Here is a 22,350-nt window from a genome sequence, read left to right on the forward strand (position 1 = left end):
GAGGACGCGGCGAGGGGCTGCGTCGGGGCCGGTGGAGGGGCAGGGCCAGGCGATCCCGCCGGTCTCCTCCAGTCGCTCGTAGGTGATGCCGTAGTAGTCGTTGACCGTTCCGGCGGAGGCGATGCGCAGCTCGTCGAAGACCTCGCGCGAGCCGGGGAAGGCGAACTTGTCGCCCGCGCCCAGGCGCTGGGCGAGCTGGCAGATCACCCAGGTGTCGGTGCGGACCCCGGCGGGTGGCTCCTGGGCCTTGTTGTGCTTGACGACCCGGGCCTCGGCGTTGGCCATCACGCCTTCGTCCTCGGCCCAGGTGGTGACGGGGAAGACCACGTGCGCGTTGGTCGCGGTCTCGGAGAGGAAGAAGTCGAATTGGGCGTGGAATTCGAGGGCGTCGTAGCCCTCCTTGACGGTCCCGTAGTTCGGGAGGGAGACGAAGGGGTTGTTGCAGATGCCGATCAGACCGCGGATCTCCTGGCGGCGCATCTGATGGACCATCTCCATCATCGAGGTTCCGGCGGGCGGGAGTTCGGACTCCTCGATGCCCCAGATCTCACAGATCTGCCGACGGTGCTCGGCGTTCATGATGGAGCGTCCGCCGGGCAGCAGATCGGCCTTCTGGCCGTGCTCGCGGCCGCCCTGGCCGTTGCCCTGGCCGGTGATGGTGCCGTAGCCGGCGCCGGGCTTGCCGAGGTTGCCGGTGGCGACGCAGAGGTTGATCACGGAGAGGCAGTTCTCGACGCCCTGCGAGTGGTGCTCGATGCCCCGGGCGTGCCAGGCCATGGCCTTGGGGGCGCGGGCGAAGGTGCGGGCCACCTCGACGATCTGGGCGGCCGGGACCCCGCAGATCTCGGCGGCCCGCTCGGGGGGATACTCGGCGGCCTTGTCCCGGACCTCCTCCCAGCCCGTGGTGTGGGCCCCGACATAGGCCTCGTCGTCGAGCTCCTCCTTGATCACCACGTGGAGGAGCGCGTTGAAGAACGCCGAGTCGGTGCCGGGCTTGAGGGCCACGTGGATGTCGGCGGTACGGGCGACCGCCGTCTCGCGCGGGTCGATCACGATCAGGGTGGCGCCCCGGTCGCGTGCCCCCCACACGTACTGGGTCATGACGGGGAAGCACTCGCCGACGTTGGACCCGGCGATGAGCAGGCAGTCGGTGAGGAGGATGTCGGAGAAGGGGTTGGCGGCCCGGTCGATGCCGAAGGCGAGCTTGTTGGCGCCGGCCGCGGAGACCATGCACAGCCGGCCGTTGTAGTCGACGTGCCGCGACTTGAGCGCGACACGGGCGAACTTGCCGACCAGATAGGTCTTCTCGGAGAAGAGGCTGGCCCCGCCGAGCAGTCCGAAGGCGTCGTTGCCGTGGGCGGCCTGGATGCGTCGGACCTCGTCGGCCGTGTGGTCCAGGGCCTCCTCCCAGGAGACCTCCCGGAAGGGCTCGTCACGGGAGCGGCGCAGCAGCGGCGCGGTGAGCCGGTCGGGGTGGTTGATCTGCTGGTACGCGTTGATGCCCTTGGGGCACAGGCGCATCCGGTTGATGTCGTGGTTGCGGGGTTCGACGCCGAAGACCTTGCCTCCGCGGTCGACGCGCAGATACATCCCGCACTGCACTCCGCAGAAGCAGCAGTGGGTGGGGACGAGGGTCTCGCCGTCCTGGTCCGCGCGCCACTGGTCGGCCGGGATGCCGCCCGCGTCACGGAAGTTGCGGGTGCCGGGCGGGGCGAGGGAGGGGTCCAGCGGGAGCCGGTTCACTTGTAGCCCTTCTTGACGTGCGCGAGGTAGGCGGTGCCGCGCAGCACCCGCTTGCAGCGCGGGCAGTACTCGGCCCAGGCGTCGAAGCCGAGGTCCAGGTCGCGCATGGTCCCCCGCAGGTTCTCGACATAGGGGGCGGTGTCGACGGGCTGGCCGCAGCGGCGGCAGTGGAAGACCTGCTCGTCCTGGCGGGCGGTGTACTTGAACAGCTGCATCCCGACGGCGGCCGGCCGCTGGACGATGTGGAAGAACTTCCCGAACGGGATGTAGATCAGGGTCAGCACCACCGACACCATGTGCAGCACCGCCAGGAACTCGTAGCCCCCGCCGTGCAGAAAGATCGACGAGAAGGTGAGGAGGAGGCCCGTCACGGAGATGACGATCAGCAGGAGCAGCGGGACCAGGTCGTAGGCGAACCGCTGGCCGGTGATCGCGCCGCGGTCCTTCATCCGGCGCCACAGGAAGTACGAGGCGCCGGGGATGACCAGGACAGCGGCGATGTCCAGGCCGTGGAACATCAGCCAGCCGAGGATGTTCAGCGAGTCGAAGCCGAGGATCTTCACCCCCCAGATCCGCATCTCGTAGCCGGGTCCGGAACCGGTCGACGAGGTGAAGGTGAACCAGCCCCAGGTGAGGGGGAAGGTGATCGCGGCGGCCAGCAGACAGCCCCAGAAGATCAGCTGGTGGGCGGCCCAGCGGGCGTGCGAGCGGGCGCCCAGGAACTTCTGGAGGCCGAGGTAGGTGGCGGCCATCTTCGGCAGGGCGGTGGGTGCCTTGCGGAAGTTGGCGCCGGAGAACAGGCTGCGCCAGCCCTGTCTGAAGAGGCGGCGGGCGCCCGGGGAGGAGAGCCACACGGTGTAGCGGTAGGCGACGCCGAAGGCGAGGAAGACCGTCGCGCAGGCGTAGGGCAGCAGGGCCGAGTCGAAGTCCTTCAGCCGGCGGCTGCCGAAGACGATGGCGAGGATCAGCAGGAGGGAGACGGCGGTACCGGCGGCGGTCGCGCGCAGCGCGACGGCGGGCTTCGCTGCGGGAGGCTCGGTCACCCGGCCACCGTAGGGGCATCTGACCGTTTATCACCTGTTTTGACGGTCGGCGGGGTGAAGCCTTCAGTCAGATGGCACTCAGGAGGCGGGCGAGTCGGTCAGGAATCACCGGGCGGCCGTCAGACCGCGTGCAGACCGTGGGCGGTGAAGACCGCGCGGGCGGCGGCGACCTGGTCCGGGGACGGGGACGGCGTGTCGTGCAGGGTGAAGGGCATGCCGAGCGCCTGCCACTTGGCCTCGCCGAGTTTATGGAAGGGCAGGACGTCGACGCGCGAGACATTGCCGAGGGAGGCGGCGAAGGCGGCGACACCCTCGATGTTGGCGGGGTCGTCGGTGAGACCGGGGACGAGCACGAACCGTACCCAGACGTCCTGGCCGAGGTCGGCGAGGCGGTGGGCGAAGTCCAGGGTGGGCCGCAGGGGGCGGCCGGTCGCCTTCTTGTAGGTGTCCCGCTGGTAGGTGTCCCCCGTGGAGGTGTCCCGGTCCCACGACTTGATGTCCAGGAGCACCAGGTCGACGTCCCTCAGCAGCGCGTCAAGGACAAGGTGTTCGAAGCCGAACCCGTCTTCTGCTGGACGCAGTACGCCGGACACGGGCCCGGCCCCGAACTCCTGGGAGACCCAGCAACCGCCCTGGAAATCGGATGCGGAACAGGCCGAGCGCTCACCTACCTCGCGCAGCGGGGAGTGAAGGCAACGGGGGTGGACCTCTCGCCCGTCATGGTCGCGAACACCACGGAACGGTGGGGCCCGTTGGGGGCGCGGTTTGTCTGTGCCGAAGTGCTGGACCACCTGAGCACCGCCACGGACACGTACGACGCCATTTACTCGATCTTCGGGGCCGTGTGGTTCACCGACCCGGCAAAGCTGCTCCCGCTGATCGCCGAGCGGGTGAATCCCGGCGGGGTCCTGGCGTTCTCCCATCCCCCGGCCATCCCTGGCGCGTACGGGCCGCAAGGCATGTACAAGGGCGGCTTCGCGGGGAAGGCCACGTACACATACCGGTACAGCTACACGCCTCGTAAGTGGCAGAACCTGTTGCTGAAGGCTGGCTTCACCGACGTCGACGCGACGGTTGTCGATGCCCCTGAGCCCGGTCACATCGGCACGCTGATCGTGCGCGCCACCGTGTGAACTGAGCCTATGCCCTGCCCCCACCCCCCCCCTGGTGCCGGGGGCTCGTCTCGGGGGGACGGGGGTGCTTCGTCACGCCGCCGCGTCGAAGCCGGTGTCCCGTGCCATCTTCTTCAGTTCCAGCAGCGCGTGCTTCTCGATCTGGCGGATGCGCTCGCGGGTCAGGCCGTGCTCCTTGCCGACCTCCGTCAGCGTGCGCTCGCGGCCGTCGTCGATTCCGTACCGCATCTTGATGATGGAGGCGGTGCGCTGGTCGAGCTTGCCGATCAGGTCGTCGAGCTCCTCGCTGCGCAGCAGCGTGAGCACGGACTGCTCGGGGGAGATCGCCGAGGTGTCCTCCAGGAGGTCACCGAACTGGGTCTCGCCCTGGTCGTCGACCGCCATGTTGAGCGAGACCGGGTCGCGGGCCCAGTCCAGCACGTCGATGACCCGCTCCGGCGTGGAGCCCAGCTCCGCGGCCACCTCGGTGGCCTCCGGCTCCCTGCCGTTCTCCCGGTTGAACTCGCGCTGGACGCGGCGGATGCGGCCCAGCTCCTCCACCAGGTGGACGGGGAGGCGGATGGTGCGGGACTGGTCGGCTATCGAGCGCGTGATGGCCTGGCGGATCCACCACGTCGCGTACGTCGAGAACTTGAAGCCCTTGGCGTAGTCGAACTTCTCCACCGCGCGGACCAGGCCCGCGTTGCCCTCCTGGATCAGGTCGAGCAGGGGCAGACCCGCCCTCGGGTAGCGCCGGGCGACGGCGACGACGAGGCGGAGGTTGGAGCGGATGAAGAGGTCCTTGGCCCGGTCACCGGCGGCGACCAGGGCTTCCAGCTCCTCGTGAGAGGCGCCGCCCGCCTTGCTCTCCACCTCTTTGCCGAGGATCTGGCGTGCGTACACACCCGCCTCGATGGTCTGGGAGAGCTCGACCTCCTTGGCGGCGTCGAGCAGCGGCGTGCGCGCGATCTCGTCGAGGTACATTCCGACCAGGTCGCGGTCGGCGATCTCCCCGCTGACGGCGCGAACACTGCTCCCCGACCCGGATCCGCTGCTCGCGGTCCGACGGGCGACGGCGCGGGTTGCCATGCGTGCTCCCTTGCTGTGTAGGTCGCGACACCCTCCCGGGTGCCCTGCATCCGATGGAAACAACGGCTGGAATCCGGACAGAATTCCCGTCCCGCCCATCGATTTTCCGGATCATGCAGTACCCTGTGCCGCCGACAGGGGCGGACGGATGCTGCGGGCATGTACAGAAGTGCAGGTCAGGCCCGGTGTCGGGACGCTCCGTCCACGACCGCGACCTCCGCTCGAATGAGACCGGCGTCACACCCGAAACAGTTGCCTTCACCTCGGAAGAGCCCCATCCCCGTTTCACTCTCTCCCACCCTGAAGACGACCCGCACCGCCTTCTGGTTGCTCAGGATGTCCAAACTGCCCGAGTTCCCGGGTACCCGTCTCAGCCGAACTGCACCGACCTCTTCGCCAGCCCCATCCAGAAGCCGTCGATGACGCTCCGGGCCGCCCCCAGCTCGCCCTCCGAGGCGCCCAGGGTCACGAACAGCGGGGCGAAGTGCTCGGTGCGCGGATGGGCGAGGCGGCCCGCCGGGGACTTGTGCGTGAAGTCGAGGAGGGCGTCCACATCGGCGGCGGCCAGGGCCCGCGCCCCCCAGTCGTCGAACTCGGCCGACCAGCCCGGCACCCCGCCCGTATGGCGCAGCGCCGCCAGGTTGTGGGTGAAGAAGCCGCTGCCGACGATCAGGACGCCCTCGTCGCGCAGGGGCGCGAGTTTGCGCCCGATGTCCATCAGCTTCCGGGGGTCCAGCGTGGGCAGGGATATCTGGAGGACCGGGACGTCCGCGTCCGGGTACATCTCCACCAGCGGGACGTACGCGCCGTGGTCCAGGCCCCGGTCCGGGATGTCCTGGACCGGCGTTCCTGCGCCACGCAGCAACTTCCGTACACTGTCGGCGAGTTCGGGGGCACCGGGAGCCGCGTACCGCACCTGGTAGTAGTGCTCGGGGAAGCCCCAGAAGTCGTACACCAGCGGGACCGTCTCCACGGCGCCGAGGGCGAGCGGGGCCTCCTCCCAGTGGGCGGAGACCATCAGGATCGCCCTGGGGCGGGGCAGCCCGGCCGACCACGCGGCCAGCTCGCCCGGCCAGAGGGGGTCGTCGGCGAGCGGCGGGGCGCCGTGCGAGAGATAGAGGGCGGGCATCCGCCCCGCACCGGAACCGGAGGCACCGGCAGCGTCGGCGGCGACTGCGGAAGTGGCGGTCATGGCGGACTCCCTGTCTACTGGACCCAGAATCTACTTGAACTCTAAAGCTTTCCTCTTCGCCGAGATTACCGACATCTTGTTCAACTTTCAAGGAGTGGCCGTACAGTGGAGCCCATGACCACCACCCCCGCCGAGGAGCCGCGCTGGCTCAGCGACGACGAGCAGCGCACCTGGCGCGCCTACCTCCATGCCACCACGCTCCTGGAAGACCATCTGGACCGCCAGCTCCAGCGTGACGCCGGGATGCCGCACATCTACTACGGGCTGCTCATCCAGCTCTCCGAGGCGCCCCGGCGGCGGCTGCGGATGACCGAGCTGGCCATCGGCGCCAAGATCACCCGGTCCCGGCTCTCGCACGCGATCGCGCGTCTGGAGAAGAACGGCTGGGTGCGGCGCGAGGAGTGTCCCTCCGACAAGCGCGGTCAGTTCGCGGCGCTCACCGACGAGGGCTTCGCCGTCCTGGAGCGCACCGCGCCCGGCCATGTGGCCGCCGTGCGCCAGGCGATGTTCGACCGGCTCACCCCCGAGCAGGCCGAGCAGCTCGGGCAGATCATGCGGGTGCTCGCCGAGGGCCTTCAGCCCAAGGACGCGAACGCGGACCTGCCCTGGCTCCGCTGAGCCGGACAGGTCCGCGTCTTCTTCTCGCTGTGCTTCCCGCTTACGCGTCCCCCACGTAGGCGGCGGGCGTCAGTGGGCGACCACCGGGACCCGGATCTCGTCCTCGACGCCCTCGCCGTCGCCGGAACCGGAGAGCGAACCGGTGTCCGGGCGGCCGGTGTTGATGAAGGTGACCGCGATCGCCGAGGCGACGAGCAGGATGCCGACCGCCCACCAGATGGCGCTGGTGAAGCCGTGCACCATCGCCTGGAGCTTCAGCAGCTCCAGGCTCTTGGCCCCGGCGGCGTGCGAGGTGGCGTACGCCGTGGTGGCCGAGGCGGCGATGGTGTTCAGCAGGGCCGTGCCGATGGCGCCGCCGACCTGCTGCGAGGTGTTGACCATGGCGGAGGCGACACCCGCGTCACGCGGCTCGACCCCGATGGTGGCCAGCGACATGGCCGGCATGAAGGCGGTGCCCATGCCGAGGCCGAGCAGGATCTGCGCCGGCAGGATCAGCCCGGCGTACGAGGTGTCGATCTGGAGCTGGGTGAGGATCAGCATGCCGATGCCGGCGGTCAGGAAGCCGGGGCCCATCAGCAGGCGCGGCGGCACCCGGGTCATCAGCCGGGCACCGATCTGGGTGGAGCCGGTGATCATGCCCGCGATCATCGGCAGGAACGCGAAGCCGGTCTTGACCGGCGAGTAGCCCTTCACGACCTGGAGGTAGTACGTCAGGAAGAGGAAGAGGCCGAACATCGCGATGATCGCGAGGCCGAGGGAGAGGTAGACCCCGCCCCGGTTGCGGTTGGTGACGACGCGCAGCGGCAGCAGCGGGTGCTTGACCTTGGCCTCGGTGGCGACGAACGCGAACAGCAGCACGGCCGCGGCGACGAACATCGAGACGGTCAGCGTGTCGGACCAGCCGGCCGACTCGGCGCGGGTGAAGCCGTACACCAGGGTGACCAGGCCGAGGGTGGACAGGACCACGCCCGGGACGTCCAGCGGCGAGCGGTTGCGGGTGCCGGAGGGCTCGCGGATGACGAAGTAGGCGCCGGCGGCCGCGACGATCGCGAACGGGATGTTGACGAAGAAGGTCCAGCGCCAGTTCAGGTACTCGGTGAGGAAGCCGCCGAGGATCAGACCGACGGCGCCGCCGCCACCGGCGATCGCGCCGTAGATGCCGAACGCCTTGGCGCGCTCCTTGGCGTCGGTGAACATCACCGCGAGCAGGGAGAGCGCGGCGGGCGCGAGGAGCGCGCCGAACGCGCCCTGGAGCGCGCGGGAGCCGAGCAGCATGGCCTCGCCGGTGGCCGCGCCGCCGAGCGCGGAGGCCGCGGCGAAGCCGAGCAGACCGACGACGAAGGTGCGCTTGCGTCCCCACAGGTCGGCTATGCGGCCGCCGAACAGCAGCAGACCGCCGAAGGCGAGGGCGTAGGCCGTGATGACCCACTGCTTGTTGCCGTCGGAGATGTCGAGGGCCTTCTGGGCCGAGGGCAGGGCGATGTTCACGATCGTCGCGTCGAGCACGACCATGAGCTGGGCGAGCGCGATGAAGGCGAGGGCCTTCCAGCGACTGGGGTCAGGAGCGAGGTCCCGGGCCGGGGCCTGGACTGTTTTCGACATGGGTGTAGCCACCTTGGGACGCGAAGTGCGGAAAACGATGTGCGGAAAGCGGGGTACCGAAAGCGGAGTTACGGCTGGCTGAGGTCCTGCAGGGTCGCCGCCGTCCCGGGCAGCCCGGACCGCGCCGGGGCCATGAGCCCGTCGAGGAAGAGCTGGAGATGGCGGTGGACGAACCGGTCCATGTTCGGGCACGCGGTGCCCGGCAGCGGCCGGGTGAGCTGCGTGAGGGCGACCATCAGATCGCCCACGTCGACGTCGTCGCGCAACTGGCCGCTGCGCCGGGCCCGCGCCATGAGGTCACGGACGGCCTCGTCCAGTCGCTCGCGGGAGGCGTTGAGCTCCGGCAGGTCCTTGTCGAAGCCCTCGGAGAGCATCGGGCACAGGGCTCCGATGCGCTCGTCGGCCGCCGCGAACACGAACCGCCGCAGCGCGGCGAAGGCGTCGGGCTCCTCGGCGGTCGCGGTCTCCGCGGCCGTCGAGACCCGCTCCATGACCGCGAGCACCACGCTGGTGATCAGCTCGGCGCGGTCCTTGAAGTGCCGGTAGAGCGTGGCGTTGCCGATGCCCGCGCGCCGCGCGATCTCGTCGAGCGGCACCATGGCGCCCTCCTCGACGAACATCTCGCGCGCGGCCGCGATGATCCGCTCCCGGTTGCGCAGGGCGTCGGCCCGCGGCCGCGGGGCGCGACGGGGCTCCGCTGCGGTGGTCGGGGTGGCGGTGGACACGGCGTTCTCCTTCTGCTGCGTACGACGTCGTACGACTCCTGTGGACTGAGTCGTCGTCCGAACCGGAACCGGGGAAGCTCTCCCCGTTTCGGCGGGACACAGGTGCAAACGGGGAAACGCTCCCCGGTTATTTCCGGTCGACCGGCCTGTTTTATGTGACCTGAGTCACACCTTCCGGATCGGAAACCACACGCGCGGCCCACCCAGCGCGCGCCCGCGACACGCCCGACACAGGGTGATCGCACGAGCGCAGTCAGGAACCGCCTGCTGCCGGTGGGCGAAGGCGAGCGTGCGCGTATGGAGGAGTCCGGCAGACCGCGCCTTCGGATATCCGGCGGGCCGCGCGACCCGCGCCGCCGCCGCACCCTCGCGGGCGCGGCCCTCGCCGCCGTGGTGCTCGCCTCGATGACCTCGGGCAGCACCACCCTGGCGCCCCCCTTGCGGGCCTCGGCCGGCCCGGTGGCCACCGGCGGCGAGACGGCGCTCGGCCCCTGCCGGATCACCGCGACGCTCGGCGTGCAGATGTCGGAGGGCCTGCCCACCCCGCCCGGCTACGCCCACTCCACGGGCACTGTCCGCGCCCTCACCCTGATGGTCGACTTCCCGGACGCGCAGGGCACCGAGTCCGCGCTGAGCCGGTACGCGGAGTTCTTCCCGCAGACCACCCAGTGGTTCAGCACCGCGTCGTACGGGCGCCTCGCCTACCGGCCCGACATCCCCGTCCCGCAGTGGCTGCGGATGCCGCAGGCGTTCTCGGCGTACGGCATAGAACGCGGCTCGCCGTACGAGCCGGGCTACCGGCGGCTGGTCAAGGACATCGTGACGGCGGCCGACTCACGGGTGAACTTCGCGGCGTACGACCTGGTCAACATCCTGATGTCGCCGAACGCGGGGCCGTCCGCGCTGGACACGGTGCTCTCGGTGACGTTCTCCGGGAACGAGGACGCGCCGCTCGCGGACGGCGTCCCGCTCTCCAACACGTCCTTCGTCTACAGCCGCCAGGACGACGGCTCCGGCTCGTACCGCGAGACGGGCTACCGGGTGCTGCCGCACGAGAACGGCCATGTCTTCGGTCTGCCCGACCTGTACACGCCCGAGGGCGGGGGCGCGGTCGGCCACTGGGACATCATGTCCGAGGACTGGGGCGCCAACAACGACATGCTCGGCTGGCACAAGTGGAAGCTGGGCTGGCTCGACAACACGCAGGTGGGGTGCTCGGCGCGGGCCGGGGTGAGCGAGTACGTACTGAGTCCGCTGTCGGCGACGGGAGCGGGCCGCAAGCTGGTCTTCGTACCGCTGTCGGACGAGAGCGGGTACGCCCTCGAAGTGCGGACCCGGACCGGCAACGACGAGGCCGTGTGCAAGCCGGGGGTGCTGGTGTACCGGGTCAGTACGGATGTGGACACCGGGCGGGGGCCGATCGCCGTCGCCGACAGCGCGAAGGACAGCGGGGGGTGCACGCGTCGCCCCAACGTGCACGCGGAGCTGTCCGATGCGCCGTTCGCGGCGGGGGAGACGTTTACGGATCGGGAGCGGGGAGTACGGGTTGCTGTCCTGGGCGCGGACGACGCGGGCAACTACCGGGTACGGGTCACGCGGGGCGCGTGAGGGCGTGCCCGCGGTTCACCTGCGGGCCGGTGGTGGGTTGCTCGCGCAGTTCCCCGCGCCCCTGAAGGCCTGTGGCTGAGCTGGGTTCTCCGGCTGCGGCGGACTACCCAAGGGGCGCGGGGAACTGCGCGACCAGCCCCCACCGGCCCGCGGTCAACGAACCACCCAGGGGCGCGGGGAACTGCGCGAGCAACCACCCACCGGCCCGCAGGTGAAGTCCGGGCCCAAAAGGGGGCGTGGCCGCCCGCCGGTCTGCGGATGGCACACCTCACCCCTGGCCGGTTCCGGCCCCCCGCGGCGGTCGTTTCCGGCCGTCCGGGGCCGGGGCCGAAGAAACCCAGAACCCCCCCTTGCGCCCCGGCGCCCCCCGCGCATCAATGAACAGCAGTTCATCCGACGGACCGTCAGATACGGCGGCCGGGCAGGGGGCGCGAGCCGCGGCCCCCGCGCCGAGTCGGCCGCCCTCCTCCCGCGCGGCGTGCGCACCCCGCCCGCGGACGGTTTCACGCGCATGCGCATGCGCGCTTCAGCGCGGCACTCGCCATCTCCCCGTACGGGAAGCGGGAAGTACGCGACGTACGGGAAGCACGGGAAGGGGAAACGATGTTACGCAAGAGGCCACTGGCGCTCGCGGCGCTCGCCGCGGGCGGCCTGGCCACCGGTGCACTGGTACTGGCCCCGACGGCCGCGGCCGTCTCCCCGGGGTCGGCCACCGAGGTCTACGACTGCGGTTTCTACGGCGGCGGTGAGGCGACGCTGACGGCCACCCAGAACGGCACGGCCGCCACCATGACCCTCACCTCCTCCGAGATCACCACCCCGCTCGGGGTGGGCAAGGACACCATCACCACGACGCTGACCATGGCCAAGGCCGGGGGCGGCACCGTGGTCTTCAGCGGGAAACGCAACCCCGCGATGTCGGCGGGCAGCGGGGTCACGGTCGGCCCGCTCAGCGGGACCGTCTCGCCCGGGCTCTCCGCCAACGCCCACCCCGGCTCGGTCAAGATGCTGGTCTTCGGAGTCACGGTGACCTGCAACTCCACGGCGGCCCAGGCGCCCGGGCCGTTCGTGTTCAGCTGACCCTCGGGAAGCAGTCGGCCCCCCACGCCCCACGGAACCGGCGCCGCAGCCCGCGGCGCCGGTTTCCGCTGCCTCGACCGGACGGTGATCCACCGCTTCAATCACCGGTTGACCTGCGAGAACGCGGATCTTGACAGTATCTGATGGCCCATCAGTCAAGGGATTTCGATTCCATTGACTTCTTTTCGCGCCCCCAGGTCAATGGCTCCCTGCCGGCGCAGCCGAGCCGCTGCTGCGCCACAACCGCAGAGGGGGGCAGTCATGCCTTCAGCACGAAGACGGCGCCGCTGGGCCGCCGTACTGGGAGCCGCGGCGCTCATGGCCGGGACGGGGGCGCTCATCGCGCCCGCGCAGGCCCTGGCCGCGACGCCCGTCGACTTCGCCACACACTGCGTACCGCCGCCGATCGCGAACATCCCGCCGATCGACGGCACCACGTCCGCGCAGATCACCGTCGACAAGGCGGCGCCCAAGGTCGGCGACACGGTCACCGTCACCTACACGGTCACCAAGCCCGCCGCCGGCAACCCGGTGGACCTGGCGCTGCCCGCCGACATCATGACCCCCACCGGAAAGGTCACCCTGGGCGGCGCCCAGAGCGGCGACGTCACGGTCGCCGGACCCAAGAAGAACGACCCGGTGCCGGGGAAGGGCGCGTTCCCGCCGTTCTCCATGACCGGTACGTTCACCGTCACCGCACCCGGCGCGATCACCCTGTCGCCCGGCGACTACAACATCCACACCAGCTACCTCATGGAGCTGGACACCCCCTGCACGGTCACCAACCCGCCCGCGCCCGTCTCCGAGACGGTCACCGCGACCGGCGGCGGCCAGACCAACCAGCGGGCCGTCCAGCTGGGCACCGCCTCCGGCAAGCCCGGCGCCGGTGTCACGGTCACCGGGTCCAAGTTCACCGCGGGCGCGACCGTGACGGTCGTCGGCCGGGCCGGGGCCGCCGAGACCGCCGACAAGGCGACCGCGACGGCGGACGCGCAGGGCGCGTTCTCCACCACCCTCACGGTCAACGACAAGGCGACCAGCGGCATCGTCGCCTACGAGGGAGCGACCTGGAGCGACGAGAAGGGTGCGGGACCGGCGGCGTACAGCGTCGTCGACGACACCCCCACGCCGCCGAACAGCCAGAAGCTCAACTCCTCGGTCAAGGCGGGCACGCTCTCCATGGCCCAGGCCGGCGACGCCGTCACCATGGACGCCGTCGACTTCGGCAAGGGCGGCTTCTCCCGCGGCTCGCTCCAGACGGTGACGGTCCAGGACTTCCGCGGCGGCCCCGCGGGCTGGTCCCTGACCGGCAAGGTCACCGACTTCACCGGCCCCGGCGGGGTCAGGATCGACGCCGCCAAGCTCGGCTGGACCCCGGTCTGCGCCACCAAGGCCGGTTCCCCGTCGACCTGCGCGGCGGGCTCGCCCGGCCCCGTGGGCAGCGCGGGCGCGACGCTGGCGACCACGCCCAACGCGGCGCTCACCGGCGGTGAGTTCACCGTCGACGCCCGGGTCTCGCTGAACGTTCCGGCGTTCTCCGCCCCCGGCGCCTACTCCGGTGTGCTGACGCTCACGCTGGCCTGATCCACCCGTGGGCCGGGCGCGCACCCGGCCGGCCCACCCGTCCCCGGGGGTAGTGCACCGTGCGCAAGCTGTCCGTCCCGCTCCTGATCGCCGCAGTCCTGACCGCCGCCGTCCCGATGGCGCCGGGCACGCCCGCGCGCGCCGCCGACAACGGCAACTGGGCTGTCTTCCCCTCCGCCACAGGCGCGGACCGGCGCCCGTACTTCTACCTCTCCGCCGGACCCGGCGCCACCCTCACCGACAAGGTCACCGTCACCAACAAGACGGCCGCGCCGATGGCCTTCCGGCTGTACGGGGCCGACGCGTACAACACCGAACGCGACGGCGGGTTCGCCGTGCGCACCCAGCGCGAGCCGCAGCACGGCGTGGGCGCCTGGACCAGGCCCGGCCGGACGGCGGTCACCGTCCCCGCGCACGCCTCGGTCACCGTGCCGTTCACCGTCACCGTCCCGGCCGACGCGGAGCCCGGCGACCACCCCGGGGCGCTGGTCGCCCTGGACGAGAAGGTCGCGGCCGGGCAGGGGCAGCTGGCCATCGGGGTGCGGCAGGCCGTCGGCGCGCGGGTCTATCTGCGGGTCACCGGGCCCACCGTGCCCGCGCTCGCCGTCGAGGACGTCTCGCTCGCCCAGCACCGGCCGCTGGTGCCGGGCACCGGGAAGAGCCGGACCACGATCTCGTACACCCTCCACAACCGGGGCAACGTCACGCTCGACCCGAAGGTGGAGCTGAAGGCCACGGGCCTGTTCGGCCGTACGCTGCTGAGCCGCGCGCTCACCAAGGTCCCGGCCGAGCTGCTGCCCGGCCAGAAGGTCCGCCTCACCGAGCCGTGGGCGGGCTCGCCGCAGCTGGACCGGGGCGACGTACGTCTCACCGCGAGCGCCAAGGGCGTCACCGGGTCGGGCGGCGCGTCCTTCCTCGCCCTGCCCTGGCTCGGCCTCGCGGCGCTGGTCGCGGCCGTGGGCGGCGGGGCGCTGGTGGTTAAGGGATTAATCGCGAAGGGTGCGGCGCGGACGAGCCACTCTTCACTCCAGGAGTCACCGTGAACCCCAGCTCCGCACCCTCCCGCCGCCGGCTCCTCGCGACCGGCCTGGGCGCGGCCGCCGCCGTGTCGCTCGCGGCGCCCGGCACCGCGTCCGCCGCTTCCTCCAAGCGCCGCTCGGCCGCCCTTGTGGTGCACCGGGCACGGGTCCTCACCGGCGAGGCGCACGCACCGGTCGAGGAGGCCGTCGCGGTCGGACGGGACGGGAAAGTGCTCGCGACCGGGAGCAGTGCCTCGCTCCGGCGGTTCGTCGGGCGGGACACCGAGGTGGTGGACGCGCGCGGGGCGACGGTCATGAGCGGCATCCACGACGGGCACGCCCATCCGCTCGGCGCGGGAGAGCGCTCCCTCCACCCGACGCTGGAGGGGGCGTCTGTGACGGTTCCTCAACTCCAGGACAGGCTGAAGGAGTTCCTCTCCGCCGACCAGGCGCACGAGCCCGACGGCTGGCTCGTGGTCGAGGACTGGAACCCGGTCGGGCTGCTCCCCGCCGGGACCGTCCCGCACCACCGGATGCTCGACGCGCTGCCGACCCGCCGCCCCGTCGCGCTCATCGGCAACGACGGGCACAACGCCTGGGCCAACCAGCGGGCGCTCGACCTCGCCGGGATCACCGCCGCGACCCCCGACCCCTCGGGCGGCCAGATCGTGCGCGACCCGGACGGGACGCCGGGCGGCCTCCTGAAGGACACCGCGCAGGACCTCCTGACCCGGGTCATCCCGCCGCCCACGCGGGCGCAGCTGCTTGACGCCTGCGCCAAGGCGCTCGCGCGGGCGGCGGCGTCGGGCATCACCACGTTCATGGACGCGTCGGTGGGCGCGCACGAGCTCGACACGTACGCCGCGCTCGCCGCCGCCGGGCGGCTGCCCCAGCGGATCGTGCCCGCGCTCCTGATCGGCCCGGACCTGGCCAGGGATCCGGCCGGGGCGCTGCGTCACGTACGGGACCTGCGGGCGCGGTACGGGCAGGTGCCCGGGCTGCGGTTCGGCACGGCCAAGGTGTTCCTGGACGGGGTGATCGAGTACCCCTCGCAGACGGCGGCGCTGCTCGCCCCCTACCTCGACGCGGAGGGGAGGCCGACGGACCACCGGGGCGACCTGTATGTCTCCGCCGCCGACTACGGCCGCCTCGCCACGGCCTTCGACCGGGCGGACTGGCAGCTGCACGCGCACGCGATCGGGGACCGGGCGGTACGGACGGCGCTCGACGGGTACGAGGTGGCGGTGCGGGCGAACGGGCGGCGGGGCAACCGGCACACCGTCGCCCACCTCCAGCTCGTCCACCCCTCCGACTACGGTCGCTTCGCGCCCCTCGGGGTGGTGGCGTGCATGCAGCTCCAGTGGGCGATGCGGGACATCTGGACGATGGAGGCGCTGCTGCCGTACATCGGGGCGGCGCGGCACCGGCTGCTGTACCCCGCGCGGAGCCTGGAGCGCCACGGGGCGGCGCTCGCGGGCGGCTCCGACTGGCCGGTGGACCCGCTCCAGACCTGGAACCAGATCCGTACGGCGGTCGACCGGGAGGGGTCGGAGGCGGGCGAGGGTGCGCTGTATCCAGAGCTGGAGGGGCTTTCGCGGGCGTCCTCACTGCGTATGCACACGGCCGGGACGGCGCACCAGTTGCGGATGGAGCACGTGAGCGGGCGTGTGCGGGCGGGGCTGGCGGCGGATCTGGTGGTCCTGGACCGTGACGTCACCCGGGTCCCGGTCCCGGAGGTGTCGGGCACGGAGGTCCGCCTCACCCTGGTGAACGGCAAGCCCGTCCACGAGGGCGCGCCCCCCGCGGCCGCCCGGCCGCTCCTGTCCCGCCCGGCGTCCCTCACGGGGGTCCACGGGGGGTGTGGCTGCGGCTGAATCCGCGGGGCCGGTGGGGCCACGCGCTCCTAGGCGGTTCGTCACCCGCGGCCCGGTGGGGGCCGGCCGCGCAGTTCCCCGCGCCCCTTGGGTACTCCGCCGCAGCCGGAAAGCTTGGCTCAGCCACAGGCTGCCTTCAGGGGCGCGGGGAACTGCGCGAGCAACCCTCCACCGGCCCGCGGGGAAACACGGTCCGGGGCGAACCGTGTCCCGGGGCCGGGGTCAGTGGTCGGGGCGGAGCTCCGTGGGGCAGGCCGTGCCGCGGCGAAGGCTGTACGGGGACGCCAGCCGATACGTACCGGCCCGCGGAGCGAGCAGCTCCGTCCACTCGTCCCCCGCCGCGTCCTCCGCCGCCTTCCACAGGCACCCGTTCGGATTCGTGAAGGACTTCGGCACACCGTGCCCCCGCCGCTTGGACTCGGAGGTCTCCTGCGGCGGCTCCACGCCCTTCCCCTTCTCGTCGACCAGCTTCAGCCACGGCGAGTACGGGATACGGACCAGGACCCGGCCGGGCGCGCTCACCTTCAGCGTCCACTCGCCCTCCCCCGCGTGCTCCACCGTCGCGGGCGGATCGGCGAGGGGGACCGGGTTGTCGACCGCGAACAGCCGCCAGTCGGGGTTGCGCCACAGCTCCTTCAGATAGGGCTGGCCCTTCTGGATGAGCTTGGCCTCCTGCTCGGCGCCGTTGGAGTCCGGCGGGCCCATCGGCAGCACCACGTAGTGGACGGCCCAGCGGTCCAGCCAGCCCCGGTAGCTCGCCGAGTCCAGCGTGTCGTCGTAGAAGAGCGGGTTGCGCTCCATGTCCGCCTGGCGGTTCCAGCCCCGGGCGAGGTTGACGTACGGCGCCACCGCCGAGGCCTCCCGGTGGCTGGAGGCGGGCACGACCTCGACGCGCCCGCGCTCGGCGCCGACCTGCTGGAGCTGGTCCACCAGCGGCGCGAGCGCACGCGCCCAGGACGCGGCGGGGGCGGTGCTGACGATGTCGTCGACGGCCTTGACGCCGATCCAGACGTTCATCCCCACGAAGGCGACGACCAGCACATACCACTTGCGCGAGCGCGGCACCGCGTACGGCAGCGCGGCCAGCATCACCGCGCCGGCGAAGAGCATCGCGAGCCGGGTCACATTGGACCCGATCTGCGAGTCGATGATCCAGGTGAGCAGCACGCCCACCCCGTACACCGCGGCGCCCGTGCGGACCGTCTTCCACTCCTGGGGCACCAGGAAGAGGATGATCACCGCGAAGAGGAACGGCAGCGAGACCGAGGCGATCGACATCGGCTGGGTGCCGGAGAACGGGAACAGCAGCGCGGACAGCGCCACGACCGCGACCGGCGGCAGACCGAGGGCGTACGCGCCCGGGCGGCGCCGGTTCAGGAACAGCGCGGCGGCGATCACCCCGAGGAAGAGGCCCGCGACCGGGCTGCTCGCCGTGGCGAGGCCGGCCAGCGGCGCGGCGACCACACCCTTGGCCCACCGCTCGGTGCGCCAGCGGTGCGGCCAGCAGAAGACCGCCGCGACCGCGCCGAGCGCGAACATCGTGCCGAGCCCGAAGGTCACCCGGCCCGACGTGGCGTTGCACAGGAAGGCGAAGAGGGCCGCGAACGCGCACGGCAGCGGATTGCGGACGGCCTTCACCCGCACCAGGATCAGCGTGATCAGCCCGGCCGACACGGTCCCGGCGATCATCATCGTCGTACGGACGCCGAGGATCGACATCAGATACGGCGAGACGACGCTGTACGAGACGGGGTGCATACCGCCGTACCACGCCAGGTTGTACGCGGAGGCGGGGTGGCGGCCGACGAACTCGGCCCAGGCGTCCTGCGCGGCGAGGTCGCCGCCGCTGTTGGCGAAGAAGATGAACCAGAGGATGTGCCCGACGGCGCCGGCGGCCGTGAGGGCGACCACGGGGTGGCGGACGGTGAGGTCCCGCACCCGGGACAGCACGTTCCGGATCCGGCCCGGGGCCTTGTCCTCGTCCGGCGCCCCGGCCGTGACCGTGTCCGTGTCCGGCGCGTCGGCCGGGCTCACGTCCGGGACCGGGGCCTCTTCGACCGGCCCGGTCAGGTTCTGGTCCCGCACCGGGTCCCTGCTCTCGTCCTGTATTCGTCCGCCCGGCCGAGAAGGACTGCTGCCGTCGGCGCGGGTGGGCGTCGGCTCAGCGGTGGTCACTGCGGCTCTCCCGCCTCACACATTCTCAGGACGTCTCTCGCCCCATCGTTCATAGGGACGCCGCCCCGCGTCCTCCAGTTGACCGAAGCTAGCACGAGGGCGCCACCGGAGACCGGGGCGCCCTCGTCGGCATCGGCCCGCGATCAGCCCAGACGGGTCAGCTTGGACCCGAGGCCGGGCTCCGCCAGATCCTTCTGGAGGGCCACCGGGGCGGAGATCTGGCCAGGGCCGGAGCCCACGGTCAGCTTGCCGACCACCGTGCCCGCCTTCGCGGAGTGCGGCAGCTCGGCACTGCTGGGCGTGAGCGAGATCGCCGTCTTCAGACTCGCCCATCCGGCGATGGTCAGGTCCTTGGTGGCGACGACCGGGCCCTTGCCGCCGAGGCCGTCGTCCACGTACCCGACGACGTCGCCCTTCTTGATCACGGTCTGCGAGGTCAGCGACTTGCGAGTGGCGAGCAGGACGTCCTTGCTCACCTTGTTGACCAGATCGAGGATCGAGACGGCCTTGTGCTGGCCGAAGACCGCGCCGACGATCGTCTGCTTGGTCCCGCCGACCTCCTTGACGGCGGCGAAGAGCAGATTGCCGCCCGCCTTGGAGGTGGAGCCGGTCTTGATGCCGATCGCGCCGTTGTACGGCACCAGCTTGTTGTAGTTGAGCCACTTGTGGCCGGTCGAGTCGATCCAGTACGGCTGCCGGGTGATGTCGACGAGCGCCGGGTCCTTCACCAGCTCGGTGGCCAGCTTCACCTGGTCGACGGCGGTCGAGACGGTGGTGGCGGTCAGACCGGACGGGTCGGTGTACGTGGTGTTCGTCATCCCGAGCTGCTTGGCGGTGTCGTTCATCTTCTTGACGAACGCCGCCTCCGAGCCCGCGTCCCAGCGCGCGAGCAGCCGCGCCACGTTGTTCGCGGACGGGATCATGACCGCGCTGAGCGCGTCCTTCTGGGTGAGCGTCTGACCCGCCTTGATGGTGTCGACGGTCGACTCGTCCTTGCCGGACTTGTTGTAGCCGCCCTCCTTCTCCGCCAGCTCGTCGACGGGGATGGAGGCGCCCTTGGAGCCCAGCTTCATCGGGTGGTCGCGCATGATGATGTACGCGGTCATCGACTTGGTCACGCTGGCGATCGGGACCGGCTTCTCCTCGCCGAACCGCCCCACCGTGCCGAGGCCGGACACGGTGATCATGCCCTGGCCCTCGTGGGGCCACGGCAGCTGGGGAGCCGCGCCGTCGAAGGTGAACTCCGGCGCCGACGTCATCGTCAGCTCGGGGTCCGGAAGCGGGCGCATGAGCTGTACGACCGCAAAGACGATCAGCAGCAGAAGGACCAGCGGGGTCCAGATCTTGAACCGCCGCACCACGTTGCGGACCGGGGTCTGCGCCGGGGGCGGGGTGTTGGTGAGCTCCGCGAGCAGGTCGAGCGGGGGCTTCGGCGGCAGCGGCTGCTGCCGGGTCCGCTCGGCGGCGTCGGCGTCCGGCACGGAGATGCGGGGCGAGGCGGGGGGCTTCGGCGCGGCGGGCGCGACCGGCGCCGCGGCCTTCGGAGCCTCGGCCTCCGGCTTCGCGGCGTCCGGCTCGGCCTTGGGGGCCGCCGGGCGTACGTCGTCGGAGCGCAGCGGTACGAACGTGCTGGTCCGCTCCGACGCCGACTCGGCCGGGCCCGGCCGCCGGATGGCGGTGGTCGGCTGGTCCACGACGGGCGGCTTGACGGCCTTGAAGACGGCGGTGGGCTGGTCGACCCCGGTCGCGCTCTCGACGCTCGGCTCGGCACCCCAGGAGGCGGCCCGGCCCTGGGGGGCGGGCTTGTTGGAGTCGGGCTCGGCGGCGGCCTCGGGCTCGGCAGCCTCGGGCTTGGGGTCGGCTTCCGGCTTCGCAGCGGGCTTGGCGTCGGTTTCCGCCTTCGCGTCGGTTTCCGGCTTGGCGTCGGCTTCCACCTTCGCGACGGCTTCCGGCTTGGCAGCGGCTTCCGGCTTGGCAGCGGGCTCCGGCTTGGCAGCGGGCTCCGGCTTCGCGTCCGACGCGGTGGCGGTGGCCCGGGCGGGCTCCTCCGCCGTCCCGGCGTCCGAGCCGGGCTCCGGCGCGTCGCCGGACGCGGGAGCGGCCTTGTCCTCGGCCTCCGGGGCCGCAGGCTCCTCCTCGGAGGCGTCAGTGGCCTCGTCAGAGACCTCGGGCGCGGACGCGGGCTCCCGTACGGGCGTGGCCTCGGCGGCCGGCTCCTCGTCCGGGCCCTCCTCGTCCACGTCCGCGGCAGCGGGCTCGTCGGTGTCGGCCGGGGCCGGGGTGTCCGCCTTCGCGGCACCGGAGCCGGAGCCGGAGCCCGAGCCGGACCCGGCGGCCTCGGCCGCGTCCGCCACGGCCTCGTCGTCCGTGGCCACCCACGCCGCCACGGCCGCCCGCAGCCGGGTGTCGCGGGACTCGTGGTCCTCCTGGCGCGGGGCGCGGAAGACGGCGGTCGCCTGGTCCACGGGGGCCGAGCCGCCGTCCGAGGGCCGGTCGGCACCGGAGGCGTCGCCGGAGCCGTTCACGGACCCGTTCGCGGCACCCTTCGCGGAGCCGTTCGCGGGAGCGGGGGCGGAACCGTTCGCGGAGCCGTTGCGCTTCGGCTCGGAACCGGACGCGGCCTTCGGGCCGTCATCCGTTCCGAACACCGCCACACGGGGATCGCGTTCGCTCGGAGTCGTCTCCCCCGACGACTGCTGCTGCTTCGACCTGTCGGGGGACTCGCCCGCCACCGATGCCTCCTCCCGGCGCCCCGGGGCGCCGTCCGAACCTGTCCGAACCATCTACCAGTGTCCTGTGTGCGGGGTTGACCCCCGTGCTAGACGAGAACGACATACCTATCGGTTCCCGTACTTACCGCCCAGGCGCTCTCGACAGATGAATGTGAGAGGGGTCACCCTGTCATTCATCCACGCGGGGAGGCATGGATGGGCAGGAGCCGCAGAACAATTCCGGAGGAGCTTCTGCTGCTCGCTCTGGACCCGGCCACGGGTACCACAGCGCAGCCGCAGTCGCTCGACCTCGGCCTGGCCGGAGCCCAGCTAGTGGAGCTGGCTCTGGCAGGACGGATAGCCCCAGACGGGGATCGTATCGCCGTGGTGATGGCACGGCCGACAGGAGATCCGACACTGGACTCCGCACTGGAACTGCTGCGCAGGCGCGGCAGTCCGGTCCGGGCCGTCCACTGGATCGGCGGGCCCCGGCTGGGGCTGCGCCAGATTTACCTCGCGCACCTGGAGCGGTGCGGCATGGTCCATGCCGTCTCGGGCCAGATGTGCGGGGTGCTGCCGACGACTCGCTACCAAGCGACGGACACGGCGATCAGCCGGGACATCAGGGCCCGGCTGGACAGCGCGATCCGCACCGGCGTACCGCCGGACCCGCGGACCGCGGCGCTCGCCGCACTGGCCCACGCGGTCGGACTCGGCAAGCACCTGTACCCGGGCAACGAGGGGCGTTCATCCCGCTCCCGGCTCCGGGACCTGATCAGGCACGACCCGATGGGCGGACTGGTGGCGCACGCCGTCATGGACGTCCAGAACGGAGTGGGCGCGCAACCGCGCCGCAGCAGCGCCAACGGCACCGGCGCGGCAGCGGCGGGCACCCGCGCGACCGCGACGGCGCCCGGCGTTCCGATGCAGCCGCACCGCGGCAGCATGGCGCGCGCCGTGGCCCACTAGCGGACCGCTCCGGCACCACCTCAGGCACCAACGGCACGACCCGTACCACCGAGCACCAGGGCACCACCCCGCACCACCCGCCGCACCGACGTCCCCCTCACGACCCGGTTCGGGAGTCGCGTCACGGGCGCGCGGGGCCGGCCTTCGCCGGTCCCGCGCGCTTCGCGTCTGCCGAGGCCCGGCGTTCGTACCCCCGGTAGCCGGTA

At 71.8% G+C, this 22,350-nt stretch carries 15 protein-coding genes and 2 pseudogenes; 8 read left to right on the forward strand and 9 right to left on the reverse strand.

From position 1 onward, the window contains the following. Nucleotides 1–9 precede the first annotated feature (9 nt). The 3 genes and pseudogenes from A8W25_RS32295 to A8W25_RS33405 form a co-directional block, all read right to left on the reverse strand. A pseudogene (locus tag A8W25_RS32295) lies at nt 10–1,743 on the reverse strand (molybdopterin oxidoreductase family protein); the annotation flags it as partial. Further along, the gene (locus tag A8W25_RS13165) at nt 1,740–2,786 is read right to left on the reverse strand and encodes an MFS transporter (RefSeq protein WP_067160137.1); all 1,047 of its coding nucleotides are present in this window, start codon (nt 2,784–2,786) and stop codon (nt 1,740–1,742) included. The gene A8W25_RS13165 and the pseudogene A8W25_RS32295, both read right to left, overlap by 4 nt. A gap of 119 nt (nt 2,787–2,905) precedes the next feature. After that, a pseudogene (locus A8W25_RS33405) lies at nt 2,906–3,322 on the reverse strand (pyruvate formate-lyase 1-activating enzyme); the annotation flags it as partial. Nucleotides 3,323–3,331: 9 nt separating this feature from the next. Here A8W25_RS33405 and A8W25_RS13175 point away from each other — a divergent pair. Beyond that, a complete protein-coding gene (locus A8W25_RS13175) occupies nt 3,332–3,919 on the forward strand; it encodes a class I SAM-dependent methyltransferase (RefSeq protein WP_067160140.1) in 588 nt (195 codons plus the stop codon). A gap of 72 nt (nt 3,920–3,991) precedes the next feature. Here A8W25_RS13175 and A8W25_RS13180 read toward each other — a convergent pair whose 3' ends face one another. Continuing rightward, a complete protein-coding gene (locus tag A8W25_RS13180; protein ID WP_067160143.1) occupies nt 3,992–4,987 on the reverse strand; it encodes a sigma-70 family RNA polymerase sigma factor in 996 nt (331 codons plus the stop codon). Between the two features lie 370 nt (nt 4,988–5,357). After that, on the reverse strand, nt 5,358–6,116 hold the full coding sequence (locus A8W25_RS13185) for a dioxygenase (protein WP_067161196.1): 759 nt from the start codon (nt 6,114–6,116) through the stop codon (nt 5,358–5,360). 168 nt (nt 6,117–6,284) lie between these two features. Here A8W25_RS13185 and A8W25_RS13190 point away from each other — a divergent pair, with 168 nt between their 5' ends. Then, complete coding sequence (locus A8W25_RS13190; protein WP_420708448.1) at nt 6,285–6,797, forward strand: MarR family winged helix-turn-helix transcriptional regulator; 513 nt, start codon at nt 6,285–6,287, stop codon at nt 6,795–6,797. Between the two features lie 69 nt (nt 6,798–6,866). On the opposite strand, the gene A8W25_RS13195 is transcribed toward A8W25_RS13190, so the two are convergent. Both A8W25_RS13195 and A8W25_RS13200 read right to left on the reverse strand, forming a co-directional pair. Further along, nucleotides 6,867–8,399 (reverse strand): MFS transporter, encoded by a 1,533-nt coding sequence (locus A8W25_RS13195; protein WP_067160149.1) that lies wholly within the window; start codon nt 8,397–8,399, stop codon nt 6,867–6,869. Nucleotides 8,400–8,467: 68 nt separating this feature from the next. After that, nucleotides 8,468–9,124, reverse strand: a complete 657-nt coding sequence (locus tag A8W25_RS13200) for a TetR/AcrR family transcriptional regulator (RefSeq protein WP_067160152.1) — start codon at nt 9,122–9,124, stop codon at nt 8,468–8,470. A gap of 297 nt (nt 9,125–9,421) precedes the next feature. Between A8W25_RS13200 and A8W25_RS13205 the strand changes: the two genes are divergently transcribed. From A8W25_RS13205 to A8W25_RS13225, 5 genes are all read left to right on the forward strand, one after another. Next, a complete protein-coding gene (locus A8W25_RS13205; RefSeq protein ID WP_067161198.1) occupies nt 9,422–10,732 on the forward strand; it encodes a M6 family metalloprotease domain-containing protein in 1,311 nt (436 codons plus the stop codon). A gap of 603 nt (nt 10,733–11,335) precedes the next feature. Further along, nucleotides 11,336–11,812: a hypothetical protein gene (locus tag A8W25_RS13210; RefSeq protein WP_067160156.1), complete on the forward strand. Its 477-nt coding sequence runs from the start codon at nt 11,336–11,338 to the stop codon at nt 11,810–11,812. A gap of 261 nt (nt 11,813–12,073) precedes the next feature. Then, nucleotides 12,074–13,396 carry a beta-xylosidase gene (locus tag A8W25_RS13215; protein ID WP_067160159.1) on the forward strand — a complete coding sequence of 441 codons (1,323 nt, stop codon included), beginning with the start codon at nt 12,074–12,076 and terminating at the stop codon, nt 13,394–13,396. Nucleotides 13,397–13,455: 59 nt separating this feature from the next. Continuing rightward, on the forward strand, nt 13,456–14,439 hold the full coding sequence (locus A8W25_RS13220) for a WxL protein peptidoglycan domain-containing protein (protein WP_234386416.1): 984 nt from the start codon (nt 13,456–13,458) through the stop codon (nt 14,437–14,439). After that, on the forward strand, nt 14,436–16,289 hold the full coding sequence (locus A8W25_RS13225; RefSeq protein ID WP_079125995.1) for an amidohydrolase: 1,854 nt from the start codon (nt 14,436–14,438) through the stop codon (nt 16,287–16,289). Before A8W25_RS13220 ends, A8W25_RS13225 begins: the two co-directional genes overlap by 4 nt. Before the next feature lie 222 nt (nt 16,290–16,511). On the opposite strand, the gene A8W25_RS13230 is transcribed toward A8W25_RS13225, so the two are convergent. Together A8W25_RS13230 and A8W25_RS13235 are read right to left on the reverse strand one after the other, a co-directional pair. Then, the gene (locus tag A8W25_RS13230; RefSeq protein WP_420708460.1) at nt 16,512–18,239 is read right to left on the reverse strand and encodes an MFS transporter; all 1,728 of its coding nucleotides are present in this window, start codon (nt 18,237–18,239) and stop codon (nt 16,512–16,514) included. A 368-nt stretch (nt 18,240–18,607) separates the two neighbouring features. After that, a complete protein-coding gene (locus tag A8W25_RS13235; protein ID WP_234386417.1) occupies nt 18,608–21,247 on the reverse strand; it encodes a D-alanyl-D-alanine carboxypeptidase in 2,640 nt (879 codons plus the stop codon). Nucleotides 21,248–21,391: 144 nt separating this feature from the next. Between A8W25_RS13235 and A8W25_RS13240 the strand changes: the two genes are divergently transcribed. Next, nucleotides 21,392–22,144: a GOLPH3/VPS74 family protein gene (locus tag A8W25_RS13240; protein ID WP_067160165.1), complete on the forward strand. Its 753-nt coding sequence runs from the start codon at nt 21,392–21,394 to the stop codon at nt 22,142–22,144. The last annotated feature ends 206 nt before the right edge of the window (nt 22,145–22,350 follow it).

It is taken from the genome of Streptomyces sp. ERV7 (assembly GCF_001653515.1).
Lineage (GTDB): Bacteria > Actinomycetota > Actinomycetes > Streptomycetales > Streptomycetaceae > Streptomyces.